Origin of the sequence: Streptomyces sp. NPDC102279, from assembly GCF_044766365.1 — a bacterium.
Taxonomy (GTDB): Bacteria; Actinomycetota; Actinomycetes; order Streptomycetales; family Streptomycetaceae; genus Streptomyces.
Genome location: NZ_JBIWLU010000015.1, coordinates 38,281 through 62,703 on the forward strand (window position 1 = coordinate 38,281; position 24,423 = coordinate 62,703).

General features: G+C 71.9%; 19 protein-coding genes. 8 read left to right on the top strand and 11 right to left on the bottom strand.

Annotated elements, in window-relative coordinates:
• Nucleotides 1–159 precede the first annotated feature (159 nt).
• Together ACIRQH_RS33275 and ACIRQH_RS33280 are read left to right on the top strand one after the other, a co-directional pair.
• Nucleotides 160–1,119 (top strand): ABC transporter substrate-binding protein, encoded by a 960-nt coding sequence (locus ACIRQH_RS33275; RefSeq protein ID WP_358821521.1) that lies wholly within the window; start codon nucleotides 160–162, stop codon nucleotides 1,117–1,119.
• A 98-nt stretch (nucleotides 1,120–1,217) separates the two neighbouring features.
• Nucleotides 1,218–2,891 (top strand): aromatic amino acid ammonia-lyase, encoded by a 1,674-nt coding sequence (locus ACIRQH_RS33280; protein ID WP_388875600.1) that lies wholly within the window; start codon nucleotides 1,218–1,220, stop codon nucleotides 2,889–2,891.
• A 195-nt stretch (nucleotides 2,892–3,086) separates the two neighbouring features.
• Here ACIRQH_RS33280 and ACIRQH_RS33285 read toward each other — a convergent pair whose 3' ends face one another.
• The gene (locus tag ACIRQH_RS33285) at nucleotides 3,087–4,565 is read right to left on the bottom strand and encodes an MFS transporter (protein WP_388934155.1); all 1,479 of its coding nucleotides are present in this window, start codon (nucleotides 4,563–4,565) and stop codon (nucleotides 3,087–3,089) included.
• 311 nt (nucleotides 4,566–4,876) lie between these two features.
• Here ACIRQH_RS33285 and ACIRQH_RS33290 point away from each other — a divergent pair, with 311 nt between their 5' ends.
• Nucleotides 4,877–5,455, top strand: coding sequence for a TetR/AcrR family transcriptional regulator (locus ACIRQH_RS33290; RefSeq protein ID WP_388875606.1), 579 nt, complete (start codon nucleotides 4,877–4,879; stop codon nucleotides 5,453–5,455).
• Nucleotides 5,456–5,760: 305 nt separating this feature from the next.
• Nucleotides 5,761–6,195 (top strand): PAS domain S-box protein, encoded by a 435-nt coding sequence (locus ACIRQH_RS33295; protein ID WP_388875609.1) that lies wholly within the window; start codon nucleotides 5,761–5,763, stop codon nucleotides 6,193–6,195.
• 74 nt (nucleotides 6,196–6,269) lie between these two features.
• On the opposite strand, the gene frc is transcribed toward ACIRQH_RS33295, so the two are convergent.
• Both frc and oxc read right to left on the bottom strand, forming a co-directional pair.
• Complete coding sequence (gene frc, locus ACIRQH_RS33300) at nucleotides 6,270–7,526, bottom strand: formyl-CoA transferase (protein ID WP_388934150.1); 1,257 nt, start codon at nucleotides 7,524–7,526, stop codon at nucleotides 6,270–6,272.
• A 65-nt stretch (nucleotides 7,527–7,591) separates the two neighbouring features.
• The gene (gene oxc / locus ACIRQH_RS33305; protein WP_404228490.1) at nucleotides 7,592–9,343 is read right to left on the bottom strand and encodes an oxalyl-CoA decarboxylase; all 1,752 of its coding nucleotides are present in this window, start codon (nucleotides 9,341–9,343) and stop codon (nucleotides 7,592–7,594) included.
• A gap of 293 nt (nucleotides 9,344–9,636) precedes the next feature.
• Here oxc and ACIRQH_RS33310 point away from each other — a divergent pair, with 293 nt between their 5' ends.
• Nucleotides 9,637–11,226, top strand: a complete 1,590-nt coding sequence (locus ACIRQH_RS33310) for a FadD7 family fatty acid--CoA ligase (protein WP_404228493.1) — start codon at nucleotides 9,637–9,639, stop codon at nucleotides 11,224–11,226.
• A gap of 26 nt (nucleotides 11,227–11,252) precedes the next feature.
• Here ACIRQH_RS33310 and ACIRQH_RS33315 read toward each other — a convergent pair whose 3' ends face one another.
• The 5 genes from ACIRQH_RS33315 to ACIRQH_RS33335 all read right to left on the bottom strand — a co-directional run bounded on the left by ACIRQH_RS33315 (nucleotide 11,253) and on the right by ACIRQH_RS33335 (nucleotide 17,484).
• A complete protein-coding gene (locus tag ACIRQH_RS33315; protein WP_388875621.1) occupies nucleotides 11,253–12,188 on the bottom strand; it encodes a LysR family transcriptional regulator in 936 nt (311 codons plus the stop codon).
• Between the two features lie 122 nt (nucleotides 12,189–12,310).
• Entirely contained in the window at nucleotides 12,311–12,493 is a 183-nt protein-coding gene (locus ACIRQH_RS33320; protein WP_358821829.1) for a formate dehydrogenase subunit delta, read from the bottom strand.
• A gap of 31 nt (nucleotides 12,494–12,524) precedes the next feature.
• Nucleotides 12,525–15,395, bottom strand: a complete 2,871-nt coding sequence (gene fdhF, locus ACIRQH_RS33325) for a formate dehydrogenase subunit alpha (protein WP_388934144.1) — start codon at nucleotides 15,393–15,395, stop codon at nucleotides 12,525–12,527.
• Nucleotides 15,392–17,008: a formate dehydrogenase beta subunit gene (locus ACIRQH_RS33330; RefSeq protein ID WP_388875627.1), complete on the bottom strand. Its 1,617-nt coding sequence runs from the start codon at nucleotides 17,006–17,008 to the stop codon at nucleotides 15,392–15,394. The genes fdhF and ACIRQH_RS33330 overlap by 4 nt, the downstream gene beginning before the upstream one ends.
• A complete protein-coding gene (locus tag ACIRQH_RS33335) occupies nucleotides 17,005–17,484 on the bottom strand; it encodes a formate dehydrogenase subunit gamma (RefSeq protein ID WP_388934141.1) in 480 nt (159 codons plus the stop codon). The genes ACIRQH_RS33330 and ACIRQH_RS33335 overlap by 4 nt, the downstream gene beginning before the upstream one ends.
• A 358-nt stretch (nucleotides 17,485–17,842) precedes the next feature.
• Here ACIRQH_RS33335 and ACIRQH_RS33340 point away from each other — a divergent pair, with 358 nt between their 5' ends.
• A complete protein-coding gene (locus ACIRQH_RS33340; protein WP_388875633.1) occupies nucleotides 17,843–18,529 on the top strand; it encodes a GntR family transcriptional regulator in 687 nt (228 codons plus the stop codon).
• 17 nt (nucleotides 18,530–18,546) lie between these two features.
• Here the strand turns inward: ACIRQH_RS33340 and ACIRQH_RS33345 are convergent, their stop codons facing one another.
• The 3 genes from ACIRQH_RS33345 to ACIRQH_RS33355 all read right to left on the bottom strand — a co-directional run bounded on the left by ACIRQH_RS33345 (nucleotide 18,547) and on the right by ACIRQH_RS33355 (nucleotide 21,678).
• Nucleotides 18,547–19,536 carry an acyl-CoA dehydrogenase family protein gene (locus ACIRQH_RS33345; RefSeq protein WP_404228498.1) on the bottom strand — a complete coding sequence of 330 codons (990 nt, stop codon included), beginning with the start codon at nucleotides 19,534–19,536 and terminating at the stop codon, nucleotides 18,547–18,549.
• A 333-nt stretch (nucleotides 19,537–19,869) separates the two neighbouring features.
• The gene (locus ACIRQH_RS33350; protein WP_404228501.1) at nucleotides 19,870–20,418 is read right to left on the bottom strand and encodes a beta-class carbonic anhydrase; all 549 of its coding nucleotides are present in this window, start codon (nucleotides 20,416–20,418) and stop codon (nucleotides 19,870–19,872) included.
• A 411-nt stretch (nucleotides 20,419–20,829) separates the two neighbouring features.
• Nucleotides 20,830–21,678 carry a DUF429 domain-containing protein gene (locus ACIRQH_RS33355; protein ID WP_404228504.1) on the bottom strand — a complete coding sequence of 283 codons (849 nt, stop codon included), beginning with the start codon at nucleotides 21,676–21,678 and terminating at the stop codon, nucleotides 20,830–20,832.
• 234 nt (nucleotides 21,679–21,912) lie between these two features.
• Here ACIRQH_RS33355 and ACIRQH_RS33360 point away from each other — a divergent pair, with 234 nt between their 5' ends.
• Both ACIRQH_RS33360 and ACIRQH_RS33365 read left to right on the top strand, forming a co-directional pair.
• Nucleotides 21,913–22,920, top strand: coding sequence for a LacI family DNA-binding transcriptional regulator (locus ACIRQH_RS33360; protein WP_358821837.1), 1,008 nt, complete (start codon nucleotides 21,913–21,915; stop codon nucleotides 22,918–22,920).
• Nucleotides 22,921–23,066: 146 nt separating this feature from the next.
• Nucleotides 23,067–24,422: an extracellular solute-binding protein gene (locus tag ACIRQH_RS33365; protein ID WP_388875643.1), complete on the top strand. Its 1,356-nt coding sequence runs from the start codon at nucleotides 23,067–23,069 to the stop codon at nucleotides 24,420–24,422.
• Nucleotide 24,423: the final 1 nt, after the last annotated feature.

Consider the following 24,423-nt stretch of genomic DNA (forward strand, 5'->3'; position numbering starts at 1 on the left):
TTCGAGCGCATATTGGTCGCGTTGCGCCTACGGGGCGAAGCTGTACGGTCCCCACCAGTGATCTATTCGTGTCTTGACGGTCCTTGAGGTGGCTCGATTGGATCGTCTGGACTGTCAAGACCCGCGCCCCGCCCACGCCCCACCCATTGCCAAGTCTGGATGACCAACGTGACCATCGCCAGAAGCACCCGAACGTCCGCAACGTACGCTGCCACCCTGCTGGTTGTGGCCGCGGCCGCACTGACGGGCTGCGGTTCCTCCGACGACTCCGGCACGTCCGACCCGCTGAAGGGTGACGCCGCCAAGGGCGGTACGGTCGTTGTCGGCTCCAACAACTTCCCCGAGAGCATCCTGCTCGCCGACATCTACGGCGAGGCCCTCAAGTCCAAGGGCATCAAGGTCAGTTACAAGCTGAACATCGGCAGCCGCGAGACGACGTACGGCCTGATCAAGAACGGCACGATCACCGTCCTGCCGGAGTACAACGGCGCGCTGCTCGCCTACCTCGACGCGAAGGCCACCCCGAAGACCGTCGAGGAGACCAGCACGGCCATCACGGCCAAGCTCGACTCCAAGCTGAGCCTGCTCACGCCGTCCAAGGCCGAGGACAAGGACGCGATAGCGGTCAACGAGGCCACGGCGAAGAAGTACAGCCTGACGGACAAGTCGACCATCTCCGACCTCGCCGACTCGGCGAAGGACCTGGTGATCGGCGGCTCGCCGGAGTTCCAGACCCGCCAGCAGGGCCTCAAGGGACTGAAGTCCGTATACGGTCTCGATTTCAAGAACTTCAAGGCGCTGGACGCCGGCGGCCCGCTCACCGTGGCGGCCCTCAAGGGGAACAACATCCAGGCCGCGGACATCTTCTCCACGGACCCCGGAATCAGCAAGAACAAGTTCGTCGTGCTCCAGGACCCGAAGAGTCTTTTCGGTTTCGAGAACGTGACGCCGCTGACGTACAAGAAGGGTCTCCCGAAGGCGGGAATCGCCGTTCTCGACGACGTCTCGGCGAAGCTCGACACGGAGACCCTGGTGTCGCTCAACGGCCAGGTGCAGAACGAAAGCAAGGACCCGCTGGACGTGGCGAAGTCCTGGCTGTCCTCCGCCGGACTCAGCTGACCCGGAGGTCGGCGGCCGGTTGACGGATGCCGCGGCCGGGGCGGTCACACCACCCCGGCCCGGCCTTCCGGCGGCGTACGGAGGAGTGAACGCCCGTCATGCTCAAGCGCACGGCCGACGCGGCCGAAGCAGCCACGGCCCTCGCGGACGCGGGCGGCGGGGATACCGCCCTCGCGCACGAGAGCGTCTCGCCGCCCCTCACGGGCCCGGGTGCCGGGGAGATGGGCACTCCCGGCCCAGCCAGGAGCGACCCGCCGCCCGGGGCAGCTCTCCGCGGCCGGGGGCTCGACGCCGCGACGGTGGCCTCGGTCGCCGACGGGGCCCCGCCTCCCCCGCCGCATCCCGCGGCGCTGGAGGCGATGGAGCACACCCGGCGTGCCGCACGACGGCTGGCGGCCGAGGGCGCCCGGGTCTACGGGCGCAGCACGGGCGTCGGCGCGCACCGGGGCCTCGCCGTCGAGGAGTCCGACGGCGCGGGCCACGACCTGCGGCTGCTGCTGAGCCACGCGGGAGGCGTGGGCGCGCCGCTGCCCGCCCGCGAGGTCCGCGCCATGATGCTGGTGCGCGCCAACCAGCTGCTCGCCGGCGGATCGGGGCTCGGCCCCGAGATCGCCGTGGCCGTCACGGACGCGCTCCGGGCGGAGGTCCACCCCCGGGTGCCGGAGTACGGGGCCGTGGGCACCGGGGATCTGACCGCCCTGGCCGAACTGGGTCTGGCCCTGTTCGGGCACGGCACCTGGATACGGGACCGGGCGGACGCGGGGAACCCGCTTCCCGCGAGCCTGCCGGTCCGCCGGGGTGACGCGCTGGCCCTGCTCAGCAGCAACGCCCTCACCCTCGGCCAGTCCGCGCTCGCTTGCCACGACCTGGGCGTCCTGCTGAGCGCCGCTCACGTGGTGGCCTCGCTCTCCCTGCTCGCGGTGGACGCCTCCACGGAGCCGTACGCGCCGGAGGTGCACGCCGCCCATCCGCACCCGGCGATCCAGGGGGCGGCGGCCCGCGTCCGCGAACTGCTCGGCACCGGCGAGACCCCGCACACTGAGCCACCGGAGCCCACGAGCGGCACGTCCCGGGTGCAGGACCCCTACGGCTTCCGGTGCTTCCCGCAGGCCCACGGTCCGGCGACCGAGGCGTGGGAGGGCCTGGAGCGGGTGCTGTCGATCGACCTCAACTCCGCCACCGAGAACCCCCTGATCGGCTGGGACACGGCCACCGGAGCGCCGGTCGCCCGGCATCACGGCGGTTTCTTCACCGCGCCGCTCACGCTCGCCCTCGACCAGCTGGGCCTCGCGGTGCTCGGCACGGCCCGCCTCTCGGCGGCCCGGCTGTCCAACCTGGGGAGGCCCGAACTGACCGGCCTGCGCTCCTACTTGGCCGACGCGTCCTCGGCCGGTTCGGGAATGATGATCCTGGAGTACAGCGCCGCGTCCGCGCTCGCCGAGATACAGACCTGCGCCACCCCGGCCGCGCTCGGGCACGTGGTGCTGTCCCAGGGGATGGAGGAGGCGGCGACCTTCGCGACGCAGGCCGCCCGCACGTCGCTGCGCCTCGCCCAGGCGTACCGGCTGGTCCTCGGATGCGAACTGGTGGCCGCCGTACGGGCGTTGCGACTGCGGGGCGGCGCGCCGCGTCCGGAGACGGTGGCGGGCCGGGCCTACGCACGGGCGGCCGCGGAGCTGGACCCCGAGATGCGGGACCGTCCCCTCACGGACGACGTGACCACCGCGGCGGCACTGCTCGACGAGTTCGCCGGTCTCACCACCGCCTGCTGAGGGGGCGCGCGGGCACCCTCGGGAGCGCTCCGCCCCTCCGGGCGCGCGGGTGCGAGGGCGACTGCCGCGACCCGGCCCCGCACGTGGTGGTGCGGGGGCCGGTCTCGCGACACGACCCCCGCACGGTGGTGGCTCACGGCCCGGCCGCGACAGGACGCCTCACCGGCCGGTCCCGGCCGGGCCCCGCCCCCGCGTTCAGTTCCGGGCGCCCGGAGCGACGACCTCCGCCTGTGCCTGCGCCTGGGCGGCCGAACCGGCGCCGGCGCGCCGGGTGTCCCCCGAGGCGCGCGGGCCGGAGAGACGGGCCGTGCGCCGGGCCGGGACGAGGAGCGCGGCCAGTGCGGCGGCCAGGCAGAGCAGGGCGAGCAGGGTGAACCCGTGGGTGTACCCGGACTCGTACGGCAGGCCCGAGGACTGGAGGTGGCCGGTCACCAGGACGCTGGTCACGGCGGCGCCGATGGAACCGCCGATGGTGCGGATGTTGGCGTTCATCCCGGTCGCGGCGCCGGTCTGTTCGGCCGGGACGCTGCCGACGATGAGGTTGGCCATCGAGGCGAAGGCGAGGCCGATGCCGAGACCGAACACGCCTGCCGCGAGGGCGACCTGCCACTGCCGGTCGTGCCACAGGGCGAGGATCGCGCAGGCGACCGCGCCGAGCGTGGCACCGGCGACGAGCAGCTTCTTCGCGCCGACGACGGGTTCGAGGCGGCCGCTGAGCACACCGGAGCAGAACATCGCGACCAGCATCGGCAGCATGAGCAGTCCGGCCGCGCTCACGCTCGCGCCGAAGCCGTAGCCCGCGGACCGCGGGGTCTGGACGAAGCCGGGGAGGAAGGACCAGATCGCGTACATGCCCGCGCCGAACAGCAGCGCGGCGGTGTTGGTGGTCCACACGGCGGGCAGCCGCATGATGCGCAGGTCGATGAGCGGGCTGGCGGACCTGGCCTCGGAGGCCAGCCAGACGGCGAAGAGCAGGACGGCGGCGGCGAACAGACCGATCACCCGGCCCGACCCCCAGCCCCACTGCCCGGCCTGGCTGAGGGGCAGCAGGAGCGCGACCAGCCAGCCGGACAGCAGGACGGCGCCGAGCCAGTTGACGCGCCCCGCGGCCCGCCGGGGGGACTCGGGGACGTAGCGCAGGGCGATCAGCGCGGTCACCGCGACGATGCCGACGGGGATCCAGAACAGCCAGCGGTAGTCGAGCGCGCTCACGATCGGGCCGGCCGCCACCATGCCGACTCCTCCGCCCGCGGCGATCACGGCGGACAGGTTGCTGATGCTGCCGCTGACCCGGGAGGCGGCGAACTCGTCGCGGATGATGCCGAAGGACAGCGGGAAGAGCGCGCCTCCGACGCCCTGCACCACACGGGCGACGATGAGTATGCCGATGGTGGGCGCGAGCGCGGCGAGCAGACAGCCGGCCAGGACGGTGACCAGCACCGCGACCATGGTGCGCTTCTTGCCGATGAGGTCGCCGATCCTTCCGAGGATCGGCGTGAAGATCGAGGCGGACAGCAGGTACGCGGTCATCACCCAGGTCGCGGTGGACTGCGAGGTGTGCAGCGCGTGCTGAACGGTCGGCAGGGCCGGCGCGATCAGCGACTGCAGCATGGAGAACACGCCGGCACCGGTCGCGAGGACCGCGAAGGTGAGGCGGGTGGACGTGCGGGGCATGAAGAGCCTCTCCGGACAGGTTGCGGCCGAGGTCGTCGGGCCACGGTCGTACGGGACGGGCGGGGCGCCGGCCGGCGCCCGGGCACACCGGCGACCGCGACGGCGGTCGCGCGAGGAGAAGAGTCGGGGGGCGGGCGCGGTGCTTCGTCGCACGGCCCGCCGGGGTCGAGGGCCGGGGCAGGTGCACGTCGGCGTCGCGTGCGGCCGCACGCGGCCGATGCCGGACGCACCCCGGCTGTTAAAGTGGAGGTACCCCTCCACTGTAGCGGAGGCAAACCTCCGCTTCAACCCGATCCAGCCGGGAGGCAGCAGTGACGGCAGAGCCCTACCCCGTCAGCGAGATCGTCGCGTCCCGCCGTCCGCACCGGAAGGACGCCGCCCGCAACTACGACGCGCTGCTGGCCGCCGCCCGTGAGGCGTTCGCGGAGAAGGGCGCGGAGGCGTCCCTGGAGGACGTGGCCCGCCGTGCCGGCGTCGGCATCGGCACGCTGTACCGGAACTTCCCGACCCGCCGCCAACTCTTCGAGAGCGTCTACGCGGGCGAGGTCGAAGACCTCTGCCGGGTCGCCGACGAGGTCGCCGGACGGGAGCCGTGGGACGCGCTGACCTCCTGGCTGCGCCGCTTCGTGGACTACACGGCCACCAAGCGGGCCATCCGGGAAGCCCTGAACAACGAGTCCGAGATCTTCCTGGCCTGCCGGGACTCGATGTACGCGGCCGGCGGACCGCTCTTCGAGCGGGCACAGAAGGCCGGCGAGGCCCGGACCGACATGAACTTCGACGACCTGCTGCGCATGATCGCCGGCATCATGGCGACGAACTTCCTGGACGACGCCCAGCGCGACCGCGTCCTGTCGGTGGCACTGGACGGGGTCCGGGCGCCGGTCTGACGGGAGACGAAGGCGTCATCCGGGCGCCGAACGGCAGGCCCTCGCCGACGTCCACCGCGACCGTGACAGCGGGGAGCCCGAAGATTGGGGCGGCGGCCATCGGCCGCATCACGGTGCACGGTTCACGGGCCCGGCCGGCGTCCGCGGTGTCGGCGTCCTCCTCGAAGGGCGGCTCCGCGCAGACGGGCCGAGTCGCGGCACCGCGCGAGGAAGCGGCCCGGCACCCGGGACGTGACGACCCAGGCTCTCCGCAGACTGGATTCTGTATACTGTCGCCCACCAAATGGCCCCGACCCGGAGGCGACATGGCAGAGCTGGATCCCCAAGTGGTGCTGGGCATGGCGAACCAGGCACCCGACGGCGTGGTGATCATCGACAGGGAAGGCCTGATCCGGTACTGGAACAGAGGGGCCGAGCGCATCTTCGGCTTCTCGGCGGCGGAGGTGGACGGCGGCAGTCTCGACGTCATCATTCCGGAGAAGCACCGCCGGCGTCACTGGGAGGGCTTCGGCACGGCCATGGAGCGAGGGACCACCAAGTACGGTGACGCCGACCTCCTGACGGTGCCCGCACTGGCGTCGGACGGCCGGACCCTGTCCATCGAGTTCAGCGTGGTGCTGCTGACCGGGAACGACGGTGCCCCGTACGTCGGCGCGGTCGTCCGGGACGTCACCGCCCGCCGGGCCAGGGAGAAGGACCTGATGCGGAGGCGGGCCGAGACGGACCGGACGGCCGTATAGGCCCTTGCGACAAGCTCCGTACGGCGAAGTGCCCCGCGAACGGCGTCCGTTCGCGGGGCACTTCGCCGTACGGGCTAGGCGACGACCTGGCCCTCGTGCAGCCTGCGGATCGCGTTCGCGTCGTAGCCGAGGTCCGCGAGCACCTCGTCGGTGTGCTCTCCGAGCAGTGGGGCACCGGCGATCTCGGGCTTGAAGCCGGAGAACTTGATCGGGCTGCCCACCGTCAGATAGGTGCCGCGCTCCTTCTGCTCGACCTCGACGATCGTGCCGCTCTTGCGCATGTCCGGGTCCGCGGCGAGTTCCTTCATGCTGAGCACGGGCGCGCACGGCACCTCGAAGGTGCGCAGAATGTCGACCGCCTCGTACTTCGTCTTGTCGGCGAGCCACTTCTCGATCTCGCCGAAGATCTCCATGATGTGCGGCTGCCGGGCCAGGGCGGTGGTGTACCCGGGGTCCTCGGTCCACTCGGGCCGGCCGACGGCCTCACAGGTGCGGGCCCAGTTCTGCTCCTGGATCGTGAAGTAGATGTAGGCGTTGGGGTCGGTCTCCCAGCCCTTGCACTTGAGGATCCAGCCGGGCTGCCCGCCGCCGCCCGCGTTGCCGCCGCGCGGCACCGCGTCGCCGAACTCGCCGTTCGGGTACTGCGGGTACTCCTCCAGGTGCCCGACGCGCTCCAGGCGCTGCTGGTCGCGGAGCTTGACCCGGGTCAGGTTGAGGACGGCGTCCTGCATGGACACCGAGACCTTCTGGCCGACGCCCGTGGCATCGCGCTGGATGATCGCCGTGAGCAGGCCGACGAGCAGGTGCATCCCGCTGTTGCTGTCACCGAGCGCCGAGCCGCTGATGGTGGGCGGCCCGTCCCAGAACCCGGTGGTCGACGCGGCGCCCCCCGCGGCCTGGGCGACGTTCTCGTAGACCTTGAGGTCGTTCCACGGGGAGTCGTCGTTGAAGCCCTTGACCGAGCCGAAGATCAGCCGGGGGTTCAGGGCGTGGATGTGGTCCCAGCCGAGGCCCATCCGGTCCATGGCGCCCGGTGCGAAGTTCTCCACCAGGATGTCCGCCTCACGGATCAGCTTCTCCATGACCTCCTTGCCCTCGGGGGACTTGGTGTCGATGGCCAGGGACCGCTTGTTGCTGTTGAGCATGGTGAAGTAGAGGGCGTCGAGGTCGGGGATGTCCCGGAGTTGACGCCGGGTCACATCACCGCCGGCGATACGCTCGACCTTGATGACGTCGGCGCCGAACCAGGCGAGCATCTGCGTGCACGCGGGACCGGCCTGGACTCCGGTGAAGTCGATCACCTTGATTCCGGCGAGCGGCTTTTCACTCATGGCGGTTTCCTTCTCGTGAATGATCGCGGTGCGGGAGTCGTCGCTGCGGGCGGGGGGCCGAGGGCTCACGTGCGGGCCGCCTTGATGTTGCCGACGGTGATGCCCTTGGGGTTCAGGTGCGCGATGTGGCCGCTCTCGGTGCCGGCCGCGGGGTCGATCACACAGTCGATGAGCGCGGGGCCGCCGGAGGCCAGCGCCTCGGTGAGGGCGGCGGTGACCTCGGCGGGCGTGGTCGCGCGGTAGCCCTTGCCGCCGAACGCCTCGATCATCCGGTCGTGCCGGGCGGCGGCCATCAGGGTGGTCGGGGAGGGTGCGTCACCCAGCGGGTTGACGTCGTCGCCCCGGTAGACACCGCCGTTGTTCATCACGACGGTGACGACGGGCAGTCCGTAACGGCAGATGGTCTCCAGTTCCATGCCGCTGAACCCGAAGGCGCTGTCGCCCTCCACGGCCACCACCGGCGCGCCGCTCTCCACGGCGGCGGCGATCGCGTAGCCCATGCCGATGCCCATGACGCCCCAGGTGCCGCTGTCGAGGCGGTGCCGCGGTACGTGCATGTCGATGACGTTGCGCGCGATGTCCAGCGCGTTGGCGCCCTCGTTGACGAGGTAGGTCTCCGGGCGCTCGCGCAGCACGTCCCGTACGGCCCTGAGGGCGCCCATGAACTGCATGGGGTGCGGGTCGGCCTTGAGGCGCTCCGCCATCTTCGCGATGTTCCGCGCCGAGCGCGCGCCGAGTTCCTCGCGCCAGGCGGCGGGAGCGGCGATCCGGCCGGGCTTGGTCCGCTCGGCGATGGCGTCGAGGACCGACCCGATGTCGCCGACGAGCGGGGCGGCGATGGGCTGGTTGCTGTCCATCTCCCGTGCCTCGATGTCGACTTGGATGAACTGGGCGTCGGGGTTCCACTGGGGTGACTCGCCGTGGTTCAGCAGCCAGTTGAGGCGGGCGCCGACGAGCATGACGACGTCGGCCTTCTTCAGGGCCAGCGAACGGGCGGTGGCCGCCGACTGCGGGTGGTCGTCGGGCAGCAGGCCCTTGGCCATCGACATGGGCACGTACGGGATGCCGGTGGACTCGACGAACGCGCGGACCTGGTCGTCGGCGCGTGCGTACGCGGCGCCCTTGCCGAGGACCACCAACGGCCGCTCCGCGCCCGAGAGAAGCTCGATCGCGCGGTCGACGGCCTCGGGTGCGGGGAGCTGGCGCGGCGCGGGGTCGACGAGGCGGCTCAGCGTCCGCGCGCCGGACTCGGCGTCCATGATGGAGCCGAGCACCGCGGCGGGGATGTCGAGATACACACCGCCGGGGCGCCCGGAGACCGCGGTGCGCAGGGCGCGGGCGATGCCCCGGCCGATGTCCTCGACGCGGCTCACCCGGTAGGCGGCCTTGCAGAACGGCTGCGCGGCGGCGAGCTGGTCCATCTCCTCGTAGTCGCCCTGCCGCAGGTCGACGAGGTGCCGCTCGCTGGAGCCGGAGATCTGCACCATGGGGAAGCAGTTGGTGGTGGCGTTGGCCAGCGCGACGAGACCGTTGAGGAAGCCCGGCGCGGACACGGTGAGGCAGATTCCGGGCTTCCGGGTGAGATAGCCGGCCGCCGCGGCCGCGTGGCCCGCGTTGCTCTCGTGCCGGAAGCCGACGTAGCGGATGCCCCGGGCCTGCGCGAGGCGGGCCAGGTCGGTGATCGGGATGCCGACCACCCCGTAGATGGTGTCGACGTCGTTCATCCTGAGCGCGTCGACGACCAGGTGGTACCCGTCGGTGAGCTCGGTCGGAACGTCGGCGTTCGCCGCGGTCTCCAGTGTCGAGGGGGCGGTCATGGTCCGAGGTCCTCCTAGGGCAGATCCTGCCGGTGCGGCTCCTTCTCCCACCTTCGGCACCGCGCCCGCCCGCGTCCAAGACCCATCGGCGACCAGCCGATAAGCAGCGTCTATCGAGGGCGTCCCCAGGACCTCTCAACTCCCTTGATAAACGGCCCCTATCGGCCGTTCACCGCTGCGTATTGGACGCGCTCCCCGCCTCGCCGCAGGCTCGCAGGGGAGCGCCTCGCCGAAGCCGGGGCCCGCTGCGGCGGACGGCGGCTCCTGCGGACCTGGGGGACGGAGGTGGGGTCATGGCCGTTCCGGCCGCGGCGTCGGCGCGTGAGGCGGACGGGTACCGGCCGCCCGAACTGACCGGCCTCGCCGACCTGCTGGACCGGTCGGTGCGTGAACGCCCCGACGCCCGGGCCCTGGTGGTCGGGGCGGGCCGGCGACCGGTGTCGTTCCGGGTCCTGTCGGCGCTGGCCGACGACCTGGCCGCGCGCCTCGCCGCCACCGGACTGCGCCGGGGTGACGCGATCGGTCTGGTCGGCGCCAACACGGCCGAGTTCGTCGTCGGGCTGTTCGGCGCGGCGCGGGCCGGACTGGTGGCCGCCCCGCTGGACCCGGCGCTGCCCGCGCCCGAACTCTCCGCTCGGCTGGACGCCCTCGGTGTGCCCGCGGTCCTGCTCGGCCCCTCCGCAGCCGGAACTCCGCCGCCGGCACCGCCCCGGGTCGCGGCCTGGCCCCTGCGGGTGGAGGTCTCCCCGACCGGGACGGCGGCCGTGGACGTCGACACGACTGCCGTCGCCCGTCGAACGACGGGCGCCGTAGGCGAGTTGACCGCCCGGGACGCCCTGGTGCTGTACACCTCCGGGACCGGCGCCCGGGCCCGGATGGTGCCGCTGACCCGGGCGAACGTCGCCGCCTCCGTGCGGGGCATCTGCGCCACGTACCGGCTCGGCCCCGGGGACGCGACCGTCGCGGTGATGCCGTTCTTCCACGGTCACGGCCTGTTCGCGGCACTCCTGGCGTCCCTGGCCGGCGGGGGCGGCGTCCTGCTGCCCGTACGGGGACGGTTCTGCGCGCGGACCTTCTGGGACGACATGCGCGCGGCGTCCGCCACCTGGTTCACCGCGGTACCGACGCTGCACGAGGTCCTGCTGGAGCGGGCGGAGTTCGGGCATCCCGGCCCGCAGGGTCCGCCGCTGCGCTTCGTACGCAGCTCCAGCGCCCCGCTCAACCCGGCCACGCAACGGGCGCTTGAGCGCACGTTCGGCGCTCCTCTGCTCTCCGCCTACGGAATGACGGAGTCCACCCACCAGGCGACCAGCGAGCCACTGCCGCAGCACGGCGTCCTCAAACACGGGTCGGTCGGCCTGCCGACGGGCGTGCGGGTGCGGGTCGTCGACCGGGACGGCCGGCCGTGCCCCGCCGGTGTCCACGGCGAGGTGTGGTTGTCGGGGCCCACGGTCGCCCGCGGCTATCTCGCCGACCCCGTGGAGACGGCGCGCGGCTTCTCCGGGGGCTGGCTGCGCACCGGCGACCTCGGGTCCCTCGACGAGGACGGCCACCTCCGCCTCACGGGGCGGATGACCAACATCATCAGCCGCGGCGGCCAGAAGATCTCCCCCGAGCGGGTGGAGGACGTCCTCACGGGCTGCCCGGGCGTCGCCGAGGCCGCCGTGTTCGCCGTCCCCGACGCCGTGTACGGGCAGCGGGTCGGCGCGGCCCTGGTCGTTCGCGACCCGGAGTGCGCGGGCGCCGAGGACGTGTTGCGGTACTGCCGTGAGCGGCTGGCCCCCTTCGAGGTGCCCGAACGGCTGGCGTTCGTCGCCGAGCTGCCGTACACCACCAAAGGCGGTCTCGACCGGCTGGCGGTCGAGGCCCGGTTCGCGCGCTGAGGGACGGACGACGGACCTGCCCCGGGTCAGCGCACGCGGTGTTCGCCGGTGGTCAGGGGCCGGCCGAAGAAGTCGTCCAGGGACAGGCCCGTCGCCGCGTTCACGAAGGCGCGGGCGGCCACCGATCCGGGCGTCGCCGCGTGGATCGCCACCGACACCTGGGCGCCCGCCTCCGGGTCGACCAGCGGCAGCGCCCGCGTCCTGCCGATCACCGGCATCGCGCGCAGCCAGGTGTGCGGGACGATGCTCGCCCACTCACCGCCGCCGACGTGCGCGTACAGCGAGGCGATCGAGTCGGTCTCCACCTGGGGGGTCACCACGAAGCCCTTGTCCGCGAAGACCCCGTCGACGATCTGCCGGATCCGCATGTCCGGGGTCAGCAGCGCGAGCGGCAGCTGGGCGGCGTCCGCCCAGGTCATGGTGGTGGCCTGGGCGGTCAGCTGATCGTCGGAGACGAGCAGCATGTACCTCTCCTGGTACAGCGGGACGACCTGGAGGCCTTCCTGGTCGCCGGGGTCGAAGTGGGCGATCGCCACGTCCAGTTCGAAGTCGCGGAGCTGGCGGTGGAGTTCCTTCGTCGACAGACGGGAGCGGACCTGCACCTTGGCCAGCGGGTGCGCGGCGCAGAACGCGGCCACGGGCATCGCGAGGGTGGTGGAGGCCGTGGGGTCGGTGCCGAGGCGGAGCGTGCCGGTGATGCCCGACTGCACGGCGGCCACCTCGGCCTTGAACGCGTCCTGTTCGGCGAGGATGCGCTTGGCCCACACGACGAGCCGCTCGCCCTCGGGTGTCAGGCCCTGGTAGTTGTGCCCGCGGTTGATGAGCGTGACGTTCAACTCCCGCTCCAGTTTGGCGATCGCCGCCGAGAGCGCGGGCTGCGAGACGTAGCAGGACTCCGCCGCCCGCGCGAAGTGCCGCTCGCGGGCCACCGCCACGAAGTACTCGAGCTGCCGGAACAGCATGCACGACTCCTCTCTCGCTCGCGCCGCACCCCGGCACCGCGGACCGACCGGCCGGCTGCCCCGTGATCATCCCGAGCCTACCGATCCGGCCGTGCCCCGTGGCCTGTCGTGCACCGCCGCGGTCAGCGCAGGAGCCGTACCGCCGCGACCACCAGCGGATGCAGCCCCTCGGCCCCGGCGTCGACGTCCGCGACGAGCCGGGACCGCATGCGCGGGTCCCAGAACCGGCCGATGTGCCCGGCGACCGCCGCCGCCGCCTCGTCCCCGGGCAGGTGCCCGAGGTTCACGGCGATGTCGTTCGCCATCCGGCGCTCCGCCGGCACGGTCCCCGCCATCTCAGTCCACCGCCGTGAGCACGTCGTCGCCGGCGGACTTCCGGGCATCGTTCCCGGAGGGTGCCGGTGCGGCGTCCGCCGTCCGTTCCGGCAGGTCGTCGGCGTGGCCGAGCGGGTGCGCGAGAGCGACCTGGACGGCGGTCACCTTGTACTCGGGGCAGTTGGTGGCCCAGTCCGAGTTCTCGGTGGTGACCACGTTCGCGCCGGTGACGGGGTGGTGGAACGTGGTGTAGACGACGCCGGCCGGCATCCGGTCGGAGATCTCGGCGCGCAGGGTCGTCCGCCCGACCCGGCTGGCGAGCGTGACCAGGGCGCCGTCGGTGATGCCGCGCACCTCGGCGTCGTGCGGATGCAGTTCCAGGATGTCCTCGGGATGCCAGGCGACGTTGCCGGTGCGCCGGGTCTGCGCGCCGACGTTGTACTGGCTGAGGATGCGCCCGGTGGTGAGCACCAGCGGGAAGCGGCGGGTGGAGCGCTCCTTGGTCGGCACGTACGTGGTGACGACGAATCGGCCCTTGCCCCGCACGAACGCGTCGACGTGCATGACCGGTGTGCCGTCGGGGGCGTCCGCGTTGCACGGCCACTGCACGCTGCCCAGCTTGTCGAGCACCTCGAAGGAGACCCCGGTGAACGTCGGGGTGACCGAGGCGATCTCCTCCATGATGCGGGCCGGGTGGTCGTACGCCATCGGGTAGCCCATGGCGGTGGCGATCTCGCAGACGATCTGCCACTCGTGCTTGCCCGTCTTCGGCTTCATGACGGCGCGCACCCGGTTGATGCGGCGCTCCGCGTTGGTGAACGTGCCGTCCTTCTCCAGGAAGGAGGCGCCGGGCAGGAAGACGTGGGCGAACTTGGCGGTCTCGTTGAGGAACAGGTCCTGCACGACGACGAGTTCCATGGCCTCCAGGGCGGCGGTGACGTGCTGGAGGTTGGGGTCGGACTGTGCGATGTCCTCGCCGTGCACGAACAGTCCGCGGAAGGTGCCGTCGATCGCGGCGTCGAACATGTTGGGGATGCGCAGACCCGGTTCGGCGAGGAGCGTGCCTCCCCACAGGTTCTCGAACACCTCGCGGACCGCGTCGTCGGACACGTGCCGGTAGCCGGGGAGTTCGTGCGGGAAGGACCCCATGTCGCAGGAGCCCTGCACGTTGTTCTGCCCGCGCAGCGGGTTCACCCCGACGCCGTCGCGGCCGATGTTGCCGCAGGCCATGGCGAGGTTCGCCATCCCCATGACCATGGTGGAGCCCTGGCTGTGCTCGGTGACGCCGAGGCCGTAGTAGATGGCGCCGTTCGGTGCCCCGGCGTACAGCCGTGCGGCGGAGCGGAGTTGCCCGGCGGGGATGCCGCTGATCTCCTCGGTGGCCTCCGGGCTGTTCTCGGGCAGCGCGACGAAGCGCGCCCACTCGTCGAAGCCCTCGCACCGGCTGTCGACGAAGGAACGGTCGACCAGTGACTCGGTGACGACCACGTGTGCCAGGGCGTTGACGACGGCGACGTTGGTGCTGGGCCTGAGCTGGAGGTGGTGCGCGGCCTCGACGTGCGGGGAGCGCACCAGGTCGATGCGGCGCGGGTCGATGACGATCAGCTGGGCGCCCTCGCGGAGCCTGCGCTTCATCCGCGAGGCGAACACCGGGTGGCCGTCGGTGGGGTTGGCGCCGATCACCATGATGACGTCGGCCTCGGCGACGGACCGGAAGTCCTGGGTGCCGGCCGACTCTCCGAAGGTCTGCTTGAGCCCGTATCCCGTCGGGGAGTGGCAGACCCGGGCGCAGGTGTCGATGTTGTTGTTGCCGAAGGCGGCACGGACCATCTTCTGGACGACGTAGACCTCTTCGTTCGTGCACCTGGACGAGGAGATCGCGCCGATCGAACCGGGCCCGAACCGCGCCTGGATGTCGCGCATCCGGCGGGCGACGGTGCCGATCGCCTCGTCCCAGTCGACCTCGCGCCAGGGGTCGGTGATCCGTTCGCGGACCATCGGCCTGAGCATCCGGTCCGGGTGGGTGGCGTAGCCGAAGGCGAAGCGGCCCTTCACGCAGGAGTGGCCCTCGTTCGCGCCGCCGTCCTTGTACGGCACCATCCGTACGAGTTCGTCGCCGCGCAGCTCGGCCTTGAAGGAACAGCCGACCCCGCAGTACGCGCACGTGGTGACCACCGACCGGGTCGGCATGCCGAGTTCGACCACCGACTTCTCCTGGAGGGTGGAGGTCGGGCAGGCCTGGACGCAGGCCCCGCAGGAGACGCACTCGGAGTCCATGAACGTCTCGCCGGCGCCCGGTGACACCTTGGAGTCGAAGCCGCGCCCCTCGATGGTCAGCGCGAACGTGCCCTGCACCTCGCCGCAGGCCCGAACGCAGCGGGAGCAGGCGATGCACTTGGACGCGTCGAAGTCGAAGTACGGGTTGGAGGTGTCCTTCTCGGCGTCGAGGTGGTTCTCCCCCTCGAAGCCGTACCGCACCTGCCGCAGCCCCACCACGCCCGCCATGTCCTGGAGTTCGCAGTCGCCGTTGGCGGGGCAGGTGAGGCAGTCCAGCGGATGGTCGGAGATGTACAGCTCCATGACGCCCTGCCGGAGCTTCTCCACCTTCGGCGTCTGGGTGCTCACCCGCATCCCGTCCGCCACCGGCGTGGTGCAGGACGCCGGGGTGCCGCGCCGGCCGTCGATCTCCACCACGCACAGCCGGCAGGAGCCGAAGGGCTCCAGGCTGTCGGTGGCGCACAGCTTGGGGATGTCGATGCCGGCCAGGGCGGCGGCACGCATCACCGAGGTGCCCTCGGGGACGGTCACCGGCAGTCCGTCCACCTCCACGGACACCGTGGCCTCGCCGGGCCGTTTTGGGGTTCCGAAGTCGGGTTCCTTGAGCAGTGTCATGCCGTGCCCTCCGTCCGTACGCCGCTCGTCGGCTCGGGTGGGGCTCCCTGGCCCGGTCCGCGGGCGAGGAAGTCGTCGGGAAAGTGCGTGAGGGCGCTGCGCACCGGCATCGGCGTCAGGCCGCCCATCGCGCACAGCGATCCGTCCGTCATCAGGTCGCACAGGTCTTCGAGCAGGGCCAGGTTCTCGTCCCGGTGCCGGCCCGCCACGATCTTGTCGATCACCTCGACGCCCCGTACCGAACCGACCCTGCACGGCGTGCACTTGCCGCAGGACTCCGCGGCGCAGAACTCCATCGCGAAGCGTGCCTGGGCCGCCATGTCCACGGTGTCGTCGAAGACGACGACTCCGCCGTGCCCGACCATCGCGCCCGCGGCGGCGAACGCCTCGTAGTCCATCGGCAGGTCGAACATCGACGGCGGCAGGTAGGCGCCGAGAGGGCCGCCGACCTGCACCGTGCGCACCGGGCGCCCGGTGAACGTACCGCCGCCGTAGTCCTCGACCAGTTCACGCAGGGTGACACCGAAGGCGGTCTCCACGATGCCGCCGTGCGCGATGTTGCCGCCGAGCTGGAAGACCTGGGTGCCGCGCGAGCGATCGACGCCGAGTTCCTGGTACGCGGCGGCTCCCGCGGCGAGCACGACGGGGACCGTCGCCAGCGTGAGGACGTTGTTCACGACCGTCGGCCTGCCGAACAGGCCCTCGATCGCGGGGATCGGCGGCTTGGCGCGCACGGTGCCGCGCTTGCCCTCCAGACTCTCCAGCATGGAGGTCTCCTCGCCGCAGATGTACGCCCCGGCGCCGACGCGGACGTGGAGGTCGAAGTCGAGCGCGGAGCCGAGGATGCCCGTTCCGAGCCAGCCCTGTCGACGGGCGACGCCGATCGCGGCGCGCATCGAGGCCACCGCGTCCGGGTACTCGGAGCGGATGTAGAGGTAGCCCTCGCGCGCGCCGACCGCGTGCGCGGCGATGGTCATGCCCTCGATGAGCAGGAACGGGTCGCCCTCCATGACCATCCGGTCGGCGAAGGTGCCGCTGTCGCCCTCGTCGGCGTTGCAGCAGACGAACTTCAGCTCGTCCGGGCAGTCGAGCACGGTCTTCCACTTGATGCCGGCCGGGAACCCCGCGCCGCCCCGGCCGCGCAGTCCGGACGCGGTGACCTCGGCGACCACGTCGGCGGGCGGGCGCTCCAGCGCGGCGCGCAGTCCCGCGATGCCGCCGTGCGCCACGTAGTCCTCCGCCGACAGCGGGTCCGTGACGCCGACGCGGGCGAACGTGACCCGGCTCTGGCGTGCCAGCCAGGGGAGTTCGTCGACCACTCCGCGGCGCAGTGGATGGTCGGCGCCGTCGAGCAGGCCCGCGGCGAGCAGGTCCTCGACGTCGGACGGTGCGACGGGGCCGTATCCGATGCGGCCCCGGGGGGTCACCACCTCGACGAGGGGTTCCAGCCAGAGCATGCCGCGCGATCCGTTGCGTACGACATCGAGCGCGAAGTCGCCGCGTGACGCGGCCTGTTGGAGGGCGTCCGCCACGGCGTCCGCTCCGACGGACCGGGCGGCCGAGTCGCGGGGGACGTAGACCGTGGCGGCCGGGTGCGCGGTGGTGGCGTTCATGAGGAGACCGTCCCGTCGAGGAGGGAGCCCAGCCGGGCCGGGTTCACGCGTCCGTGCAGGCGGCCGTTCACCTCGACCGCCGGGCCGAGGGCGCAGTTGCCGAGGCAGAAGACCTGCTCGACGGTCACGGCACCGTCGGCGGTCGTCTCGCCGGGGACCAGTCCCGCCTCGCGGGCGTAGGCCATCAGGCCTTCGGCGCCCAGGGCCTGGCAGGCCTCGGCCCGGCAGATGCGCAGGAGGGTGCGTCCGGCTGGTTCGCGGCGGAAGTCGTGGTAGAAGGTCACGACTCCGTGGACATCGGCCCGGGAGAGGTTGAACTCGTCGGCGAGCACCGGGATGGCCTCCTGCGGCACGTGGCCCAACTCGGCCTGTACGGCGTGCAGTACGGGCAACAGCGCACCGCGCTGATCCCGGTGGCCGGCCGCCACTCTCCGGACCACGCTCTCGACCGTCACGTCGCTCGCGCTGGTCGTCATGATCGCTCCGCCTTCCGTCACGCGGGCCCCCGGCGATGCTCGCGGGAGACTGGACGATACCTCATACAGGCTTCTGTATACAGAACTCAATCGTCATCAATCACGTTCACCTGGAGGGGACTTGACACCCCGAGGGAAGCGGACCGTCACGACCCCGCGCCCCGCACCCGCTCCCGATGCCCCCTGCGACGGCGGGCGGCACGGCAAGCACCCCCGGCCGACCTGGGATTCCTTCTGGAGGAGCCCGCCATCTTGCATACCAAAACCTGTATGCTGGCCGGGCTGCCGGCGACCCACTCGGCGGCCACCACTTGGCAGAGCCGTCGGCCCGCGGGACCGGTGGCAGATCGGGGCTCCCATGCGTGAGGCACTCACGGCCGCCGCGGCCCGGCGCGTCACCCGCCCGGCGCCACTGCGCCAGGCCGTGTACGACGCCCTGACCGAGCTGATCGTCAGCGGGTCCCTCAAGCCCGGTCAGCACCTCGTCGAGGCCGAGCTCGCCGAGCATCTGGGCGTCAGCCGCCAGCCCGTCCGCGAGGCGTTGCAGCGACTCCAGACCGACGGCTGGGTGGACCTGCGTCCGGCCCAGGGCGCGTTCGTGCACTCCCCCACCGAGGAGGAGGCCGCCCAACTCCTCGGCGTCCGCGCGGTTCTGGAGACGTACTCGGCCCAGCTCGCCGCGCAGAACGCGAAGCCCGAGGACATCGAGCGGCTCTGGGAGCTGCAGCAGGAGGGCGTCGACGCGCTCGCCGAGGCTGACGTCGAGCGGCTGGTCGCCGCGAACACGGCCCTGCACGCCTTCATCACCTCCGTGGCCGGCAACGACGTCCTGGCCGAGCTGATCTCCGGTGTCGGCCAGAAGGTGCGCTGGTACTACACGCCGATCGCCCGCCCGCGCGGCAAGGAGGCGTGGAACGAACACGCCCAGCTGATCAGGGCCATCGCCAAGGGCGACGCCGACCGCGCCGGCGAGGTGATGCGCAAGCACACCGAGCGCACCACGGGCTTCTACCGCAAGCAGATCGCGGCGGGCGGACGGGCGTAGTCGCCACCGTGCCGTGTTCACGTCGCCGCCAGGGTTCCGGCGGGGCGGCACGCGCGGAGGTCGCCGTCTCCTGAACCCGCGCCACCGGACCGGCCGTCCATGGACCGGCCGTCGCCCGAGCGCGCATCCTCCGGCCCGCCGCCTTCGGAGGACGCGTCCGCGAACCGCGCCTGCCCGGACAGCACTTCGTCGTCCCGCGGCATCACGGCGGCCATCGCGTCCGTCAGTTCCAGCAGCCATGGCCGCACGACGCCGAGAACGATGTCCAGCCCCGCGCCGTCCGGTCCGAGCATCGCGTCGGCCGGAACGAGCACCGGATCGGCGCACACCGTCGAGGTCCCGCTGCCGCTGGGGCCGCCGCCACAGGGTCTCGCGGGGACGAACAGGTCGGAGGCGTGCGCCGGAACGAGCCACAGGGTCCCACCACCCCCGCCCGCGAGCCGCCGGGAGGACCCCGACGGAACCTGCGGCTCGGTCGGCCGAGATGGCTCCAGGGCCTCGGACAGCCAGAGATAGCCGTCCGCCTCGCCCGCGGCGACCACGCCCCGCCTGCGGGCCCGCAGGGAGACGACATCACCGCGGCGGACGGCGGTCGCCCCGCCCTCCCCCGGCAGCAGGGGCCACCCATCCGCCCTTTCCCCGGCAAGGCCACTCCCACCGGGGCCGCCCTCCCCGAGGGCCAGCGTGGCGAGGTGCCGTCCGGCGGCGATCTCGCCCCGCAGCCAGGCGCTCCCGTACATCCCCAGGGCGGCGACGGCGGCGAAGTGGGAGGTGAGCACGGTGGCGGTCGCCGGGCAGACCGAGGCCGTGCGGGCCACCACCTCGGCGGCCTCCGCGCTCCCCCGACCGCCACCGCCGTCGGCCGCGGGAGCGGTGAGTCCGAGCAGCCCCGCGCGACCGAGGGCCGTCACGGCCGCACGCGGGAACCGGCCCTGCCCGCCGGTCACTTCGGCGGCGGGCGCGACGACATCGGCGAGGACAGCGGAGAGCGAACTGCGGTACGACACGGGGTGACCCCCTTCTGGACACCGGACCGGCCTCCCACGGGAACGTCAGGGGATACCCCTCCGCAGGAATTGCATACAGTATGCCGTTCATCATCGGAGCGCGCCAGAGGACGAGGCGCGGGAATCGGGCCGCGCCAGGCGCCGGCCTCCCCCGGCGCGTACGTGGGGGGAGGCGCAGCGAGGTGGCCGGCCCGCCACGGAGAGCCGTCGGGCGACGGCGGGACAGGACGCCCGCACGGGAGCCCCGGGCGACGTCAGGACGGACAGCCGGACGGGGACCCGGGCCGGTCCACGGGGACGGGCGCCGCGGGGACGGACGGGCGAAGGGGCGGCTCAGGCCCCGGGGTCGATCTCCCGCAGCAGCCCCGTGGTGACGTCGAAGACGAAGCCGCGCACGTCGTCGGTGTGCGGCAGGAACGGCGAGGTCCGCACCCGCTGCATCGACTGCCGTACGTCCTGGTCCACGTCGCGGAAGGCTTCCACCGCCCAGGCCGGCCGCTGCCCGACCTCCATCTCCAGCTCGTGCCGGAACTCCTCGGTCAGGGTCTGCAGACCGCATCCGGTGTGGTGGATCAGTATCACGCTGCGTGTACCGAGGGCGCGTTGACTGATCGTCAGGGACCGGATGGTGTCGTCGGTGACGACCCCGCCGGCGTTGCGCACGGTGTGACAGTCGCCCAGTTCGAGACCGAGCGCGGCGTGCAGATCGATCCGGGCGTCCATGCAGGCCACGACGGCGACCCGCAGGACGGGCCGGGCGCCCATGCCCGGGTCGACGAACCCGGCGGCATAGGCGCGGTTGGCCGCCACGAGGCGGTCGATGACCGAGCCGTCACCGGGGGGAGCGTCGATGGACGAGGCGAGTCGGGGTGCTGAAGTCATGCTGGGCTACCTCACTCCGGTCAGGGTTCGAAAGGAGTACCGCGTCGGTGAGCATGCCCACGCGACGACGCCACAGGCACGCGTCACCGGGCCGAACGGCGGCCGGCGTGTGGGCCTGCCGGCTTCTCCGACCTGTGGACCGGCGTCTGCGGCGGCGGCCAGCGGCCCCGCTGGACGGCTCGTGAGCCACCGTCCGGGGGCGGAGGGCCGTCGCGCGAACGCACGTACACCATGGTGCATACGGTATCCAGTAACCAGCATTCTTGAACCGTCGGCGGTTCCTGTCCAGATGGCCGGAGCCGCCCGGCCGTGCCCCTCGGCGCGTGGGCGCCGACCCCGCACGGGAGGCGACGGACCGCAGCCGGCCACCACGGAGGCCGGTCCGACCCGCCACCGGCATCGCCTTCGCGTTCACCGACGGGTGTCGTCCCTGCGCTGCTCCGTCCGGGCGGGCGCGATGATCGTGGCCACGTCTGCCCCGGGAACCCGGAGGTCGGATTCACCCGGACCGAGCACCTGGCAGCGCGTCAGTCCGTGGCGGGCCCACAGGGAGGCCGTCCACGCGCACAGCAGCGCGTCGATGAGGTCCTCGCGGTGCTTGTACGCTCCGGCCGCCTCGGGCGTCGGCTCGTCGAGCAGACGGCGCGCGACCGGGTGCGACGTGAGCCGCAGCGGAGGGTCAGCCGTCGCAAGGGCCGCCAGGCGGGCGATCAGCTCGTCGCAGACCTGCGCCCGGACCGCGCGCCAACGCGCCGTCGGCACGCTCGCGGGACGCCGCTTGTACGTGGGCCGCTGCAGCGGGTAACCCAGCTCGGGCGCGCCCACCAGTGTCGTGTACGGGTAGCACTCGGACAGCGCGCCCCCGTCGCCCGGCGGGCCGCCCCGGCCGTCGTCGTACCTCCAGCCCGCCGATCGCAGCCGTTCGAGGAGCAGCACACCGGCCGCCCGCGGGGACGCCAGGTTCGTGCTGTTCGCGCTCACCTTCCAGCGTCCGTAGCGTCGGCCCACCTCCCGCTCGCAGGGCCGCTGCCCGGACGGGTTGTCCACCACGAGCGGGGCGTCGACGAAGGCGAGGGACGACGAACCGTCCCCCGCCACCGACGCGATCCGGTCAGCCGTCTCGTCGACCCCCCGCGTCCAGCCGCAGTCGATGACCTCGCCCCGTGCGTCGATGACGGCGACACCCGTCTCGTACGGCCGGGCCCGGCCCCCGCCGAGGGCCCAGGCGAGGTCGATGCCGATGAACCTTTCAAGCGCCATGGCTCGGTTCTACCCGTACCGCGGGCCGTGAACGGGGACGCGGCTCCGAGGGCCCCTCGGGATCCGTTCGCCGGCGGCCGTCGACCGCCCGACGGCCGCCTTTCGACGGCCCGTTGACCGCCCGACCGGGTGCGGCCCCGCCCGGATCACCGGCCCGATCACCCGCACGGCATTGCTGTCACTTTCTTGCGTTGATCTGATTCAGTTTTGCGGACACGGTTGTACAGTACCCGTGTGACAACGAGACTCTCCGAGGTGGCCGCGTTCGCCGGCGTCAGTGAAGTGACCGTCCGCCGGGTGGCGAGCGGGAGTTCGGTCGTGGCGCCGGCCACCCGGGACAAGGTGCTCAGGGCGTTCGACGTGCTCGGCCTGGAGCGCCCCGCGGCCGGCCGGAGCGAACGCGCGCCGCTGGTCGGCCTGGTGGTGCCCGAGCTGCAGAACCCCGTGTTCCCCGCGTTCACGGAGGCGCTCGCCGGACGCCTCAACAAGCAGGGGCTGATACCCGTCCTTTGCACCCGCACCGCGGACGGGTCCTCCGAAGCGCATTACATCCAGCGGCTGTTGGGGCAGAACATCGGCGGCATCGTCTTCGTCGGGTCCAGTTACGCCGACGCCGGACCCGAGCAGAGCAGGGCGCTGCGCGACCGCAGGATCCCGCTGGTCCTCATCAACGCGGCCGACGAGAACCGCGGCCTGGCGCAGGTCTCGGCGGACGACACACAGGCCGCCGAACAGGCGTTGACGCACCTCACCGCCCTGGGGCACGAGCGGATCGGCCTGGTCGCGGGACCGATCGGGCACGTCCCCTCGGCCAGGAAGCTCGCCGGGTACGCGGCCTTCTGGCGGGCCCGCGGGGTGCCGCCCGAGGAGTGGCACGGCTGGGTGGCGCACACGATGTTCTCGATGGAGGGCGGCGCCACGGCGGTGCCCCAACTCGCCGCCCAGGGCGTCACCGCGGTGGTGTGCGCGAGCGATGCCCTGGCGCTCGGCGTGATCCGCGGAGCGCGTCGCCAGGGCCTGGCGGTGCCGGACGACTTCTCCGTCGTGGGGTTCGACGACTCGCTGTTCATGGTCGCCACCGATCCGCCCCTGACGACCGCCCGGCAGCCGGTGCAGGCGATGGCCGACGCGGCGATCACCGCTCTCGTCACCCAGCTCAACGGGCAGGCGCCGCCGGCCGAACCCCTGCTCTTCGGGACGGAGTTGATCGTGCGCGGATCGACCGCCGCCCGCCCCCGCTGACGACGTCGCGTCAGACGACTTCGTCAGTACGATCAATTTTTTGCGTACTTTCATTGACGATTTGCGTGACAGCTTTTACGGTCTGCGTCATCGCTGCTGCCCGGGAACCGGCGTCCCCGGGCTCACTTCAGGAAGGCGCTGATCGTATGGCCGACTCTCTTTCCCGCCGTGGCTTCGTCGGTGCGGGTATCGCCTCGACGCTCGCTCTCGGACTCTCCGCATGCGGCGGCTCCTCGTCGTCCGAGGGGAAGGGCGGCAAGGTGACGATCTCCGTGAACGGCATGCCGCCGAAGACGCAGCCCGTCGACCGCAAGTGGTACGAGCAGGACGTCAGGGACTTCGAGAAGAGCCACCCGAACATCAGGATCGACGCCCGCGAGGGCTACATGGACCCCAAGACCTTCTCGGCCAAGCTCGCGGGCGGCCAGCTGGAGGACGTCTACTACGTCTACTTCACCGACCCCTCCGGCCTCATCCAGCGCCGTCAGGGCGCCGACATCACCCCGTACCTCAAGGGAGTTCCGTACGTCGAGGACGTCGCTCCCGCGTTCAAGAAGGTCTTCACCGGACCCGACGGCAAGATCTACGGCCTCCCGAACGGGCAGTACTCCCTCGGACTGATCTACAACCGCGACCTGTTCAAGAAGGCCGGCCTCGACCCCGACAAGCCGCCGACCACCTGGGAGGAGGTCCGCGAGGCGGCTCGGCGGATCACCGCCCTCGGCGACGGCATCGTGGGCTACGCCGACTACAGCAAGAACAACCAGGGCGGCTGGCACCTCACGTCGTGGGTGTACTCGCTCGGCGGAGACATCGCCACCCGCCGAGGGGGGCGGTGGAAGGCCGCGTTCGACAGTGACGCCGGGCGGCAGGCGCTGACCCATCTGCACGACATGCGCTGGACCGACCGCACCATGGGCACCCGGCAATTGCTCCAGATCGAGGACGTCCAGAAGCTGATGGGCTCCGGGAAGCTCGGCATCTACATGGCGGGTCCCGACAACATCCCCACCATCGTCAAGCAGTTCGAGCGCGAGTACGCCGAGTTCGGCGTCGCCGCCATGCCCGGCACCGCGACCCTGGGCGGCGGCAACGGCTTCATGTTCAACCCGAAGGCCTCACCGGAGAAGATCAGGGCCGGTGTCCAGTGGATCCAGTGGAAGTATCTCAACCCCGACCGCGCCGAGCACGACGACAAGCGCTCCAAGGGCGGTGACGTGCCCATCGGCCTTCCGCTCGACCGGCTCTACACGGCCGCGACGCAGGCCGAGGTGGACGCGGTCCACGCGCGGTACGCCACCGTCCCGCAGGAGAACTACAAGCCGTTCATGGCACGCAACAGCGGTCTGGCGCAGAAGGTCGAACCGCCGAACGCCCAGCAGATCTACACCGTCCTCGACAGCGTCATGCAGGCGGTGCTCACCCGGGAGAACGCGGACATCGACCAGCTGCTGGGCGACGCCGCGAAGAAGGTCGACTCGATACTCGCCACGGTCAAGTGAC

Bases quoted from the DNA above. Each gene is read 5' to 3' on its own strand.
- ACIRQH_RS33275 (WP_358821521.1), top strand. From the start codon at position 160: ATGACCAACGTGACCATCGCCAGAAGCACCCGAACGTCCGCAACGTAC.
- ACIRQH_RS33280 (WP_388875600.1), top strand. From the start codon at position 1,218: ATGCTCAAGCGCACGGCCGACGCGGCCGAAGCAGCCACGGCCCTCGCG.
- ACIRQH_RS33285 (WP_388934155.1), bottom strand. From the start codon at position 4,565: ATGCCCCGCACGTCCACCCGCCTCACCTTCGCGGTCCTCGCGACCGGT.
- ACIRQH_RS33295 (WP_388875609.1), top strand. From the start codon at position 5,761: ATGGCAGAGCTGGATCCCCAAGTGGTGCTGGGCATGGCGAACCAGGCA.
- frc (WP_388934150.1), bottom strand. From the start codon at position 7,526: ATGAGTGAAAAGCCGCTCGCCGGAATCAAGGTGATCGACTTCACCGGA.
- oxc (WP_404228490.1), bottom strand. From the start codon at position 9,343: ATGACCGCCCCCTCGACACTGGAGACCGCGGCGAACGCCGACGTTCCG.
- ACIRQH_RS33310 (WP_404228493.1), top strand. From the start codon at position 9,637: ATGGCCGTTCCGGCCGCGGCGTCGGCGCGTGAGGCGGACGGGTACCGG.
- ACIRQH_RS33315 (WP_388875621.1), bottom strand. From the start codon at position 12,188: ATGCTGTTCCGGCAGCTCGAGTACTTCGTGGCGGTGGCCCGCGAGCGG.
- ACIRQH_RS33320 (WP_358821829.1), bottom strand. From the start codon at position 12,493: ATGGCGAACGACATCGCCGTGAACCTCGGGCACCTGCCCGGGGACGAG.
- fdhF (WP_388934144.1), bottom strand. From the start codon at position 15,395: ATGACACTGCTCAAGGAACCCGACTTCGGAACCCCAAAACGGCCCGGC.
- ACIRQH_RS33330 (WP_388875627.1), bottom strand. From the start codon at position 17,008: ATGAACGCCACCACCGCGCACCCGGCCGCCACGGTCTACGTCCCCCGC.
- ACIRQH_RS33335 (WP_388934141.1), bottom strand. From the start codon at position 17,484: ATGACGACCAGCGCGAGCGACGTGACGGTCGAGAGCGTGGTCCGGAGA.
- ACIRQH_RS33340 (WP_388875633.1), top strand. From the start codon at position 17,843: ATGCGTGAGGCACTCACGGCCGCCGCGGCCCGGCGCGTCACCCGCCCG.
- ACIRQH_RS33350 (WP_404228501.1), bottom strand. From the start codon at position 20,418: ATGACTTCAGCACCCCGACTCGCCTCGTCCATCGACGCTCCCCCCGGT.
- ACIRQH_RS33355 (WP_404228504.1), bottom strand. From the start codon at position 21,678: ATGGCGCTTGAAAGGTTCATCGGCATCGACCTCGCCTGGGCCCTCGGC.
- ACIRQH_RS33365 (WP_388875643.1), top strand. From the start codon at position 23,067: ATGGCCGACTCTCTTTCCCGCCGTGGCTTCGTCGGTGCGGGTATCGCC.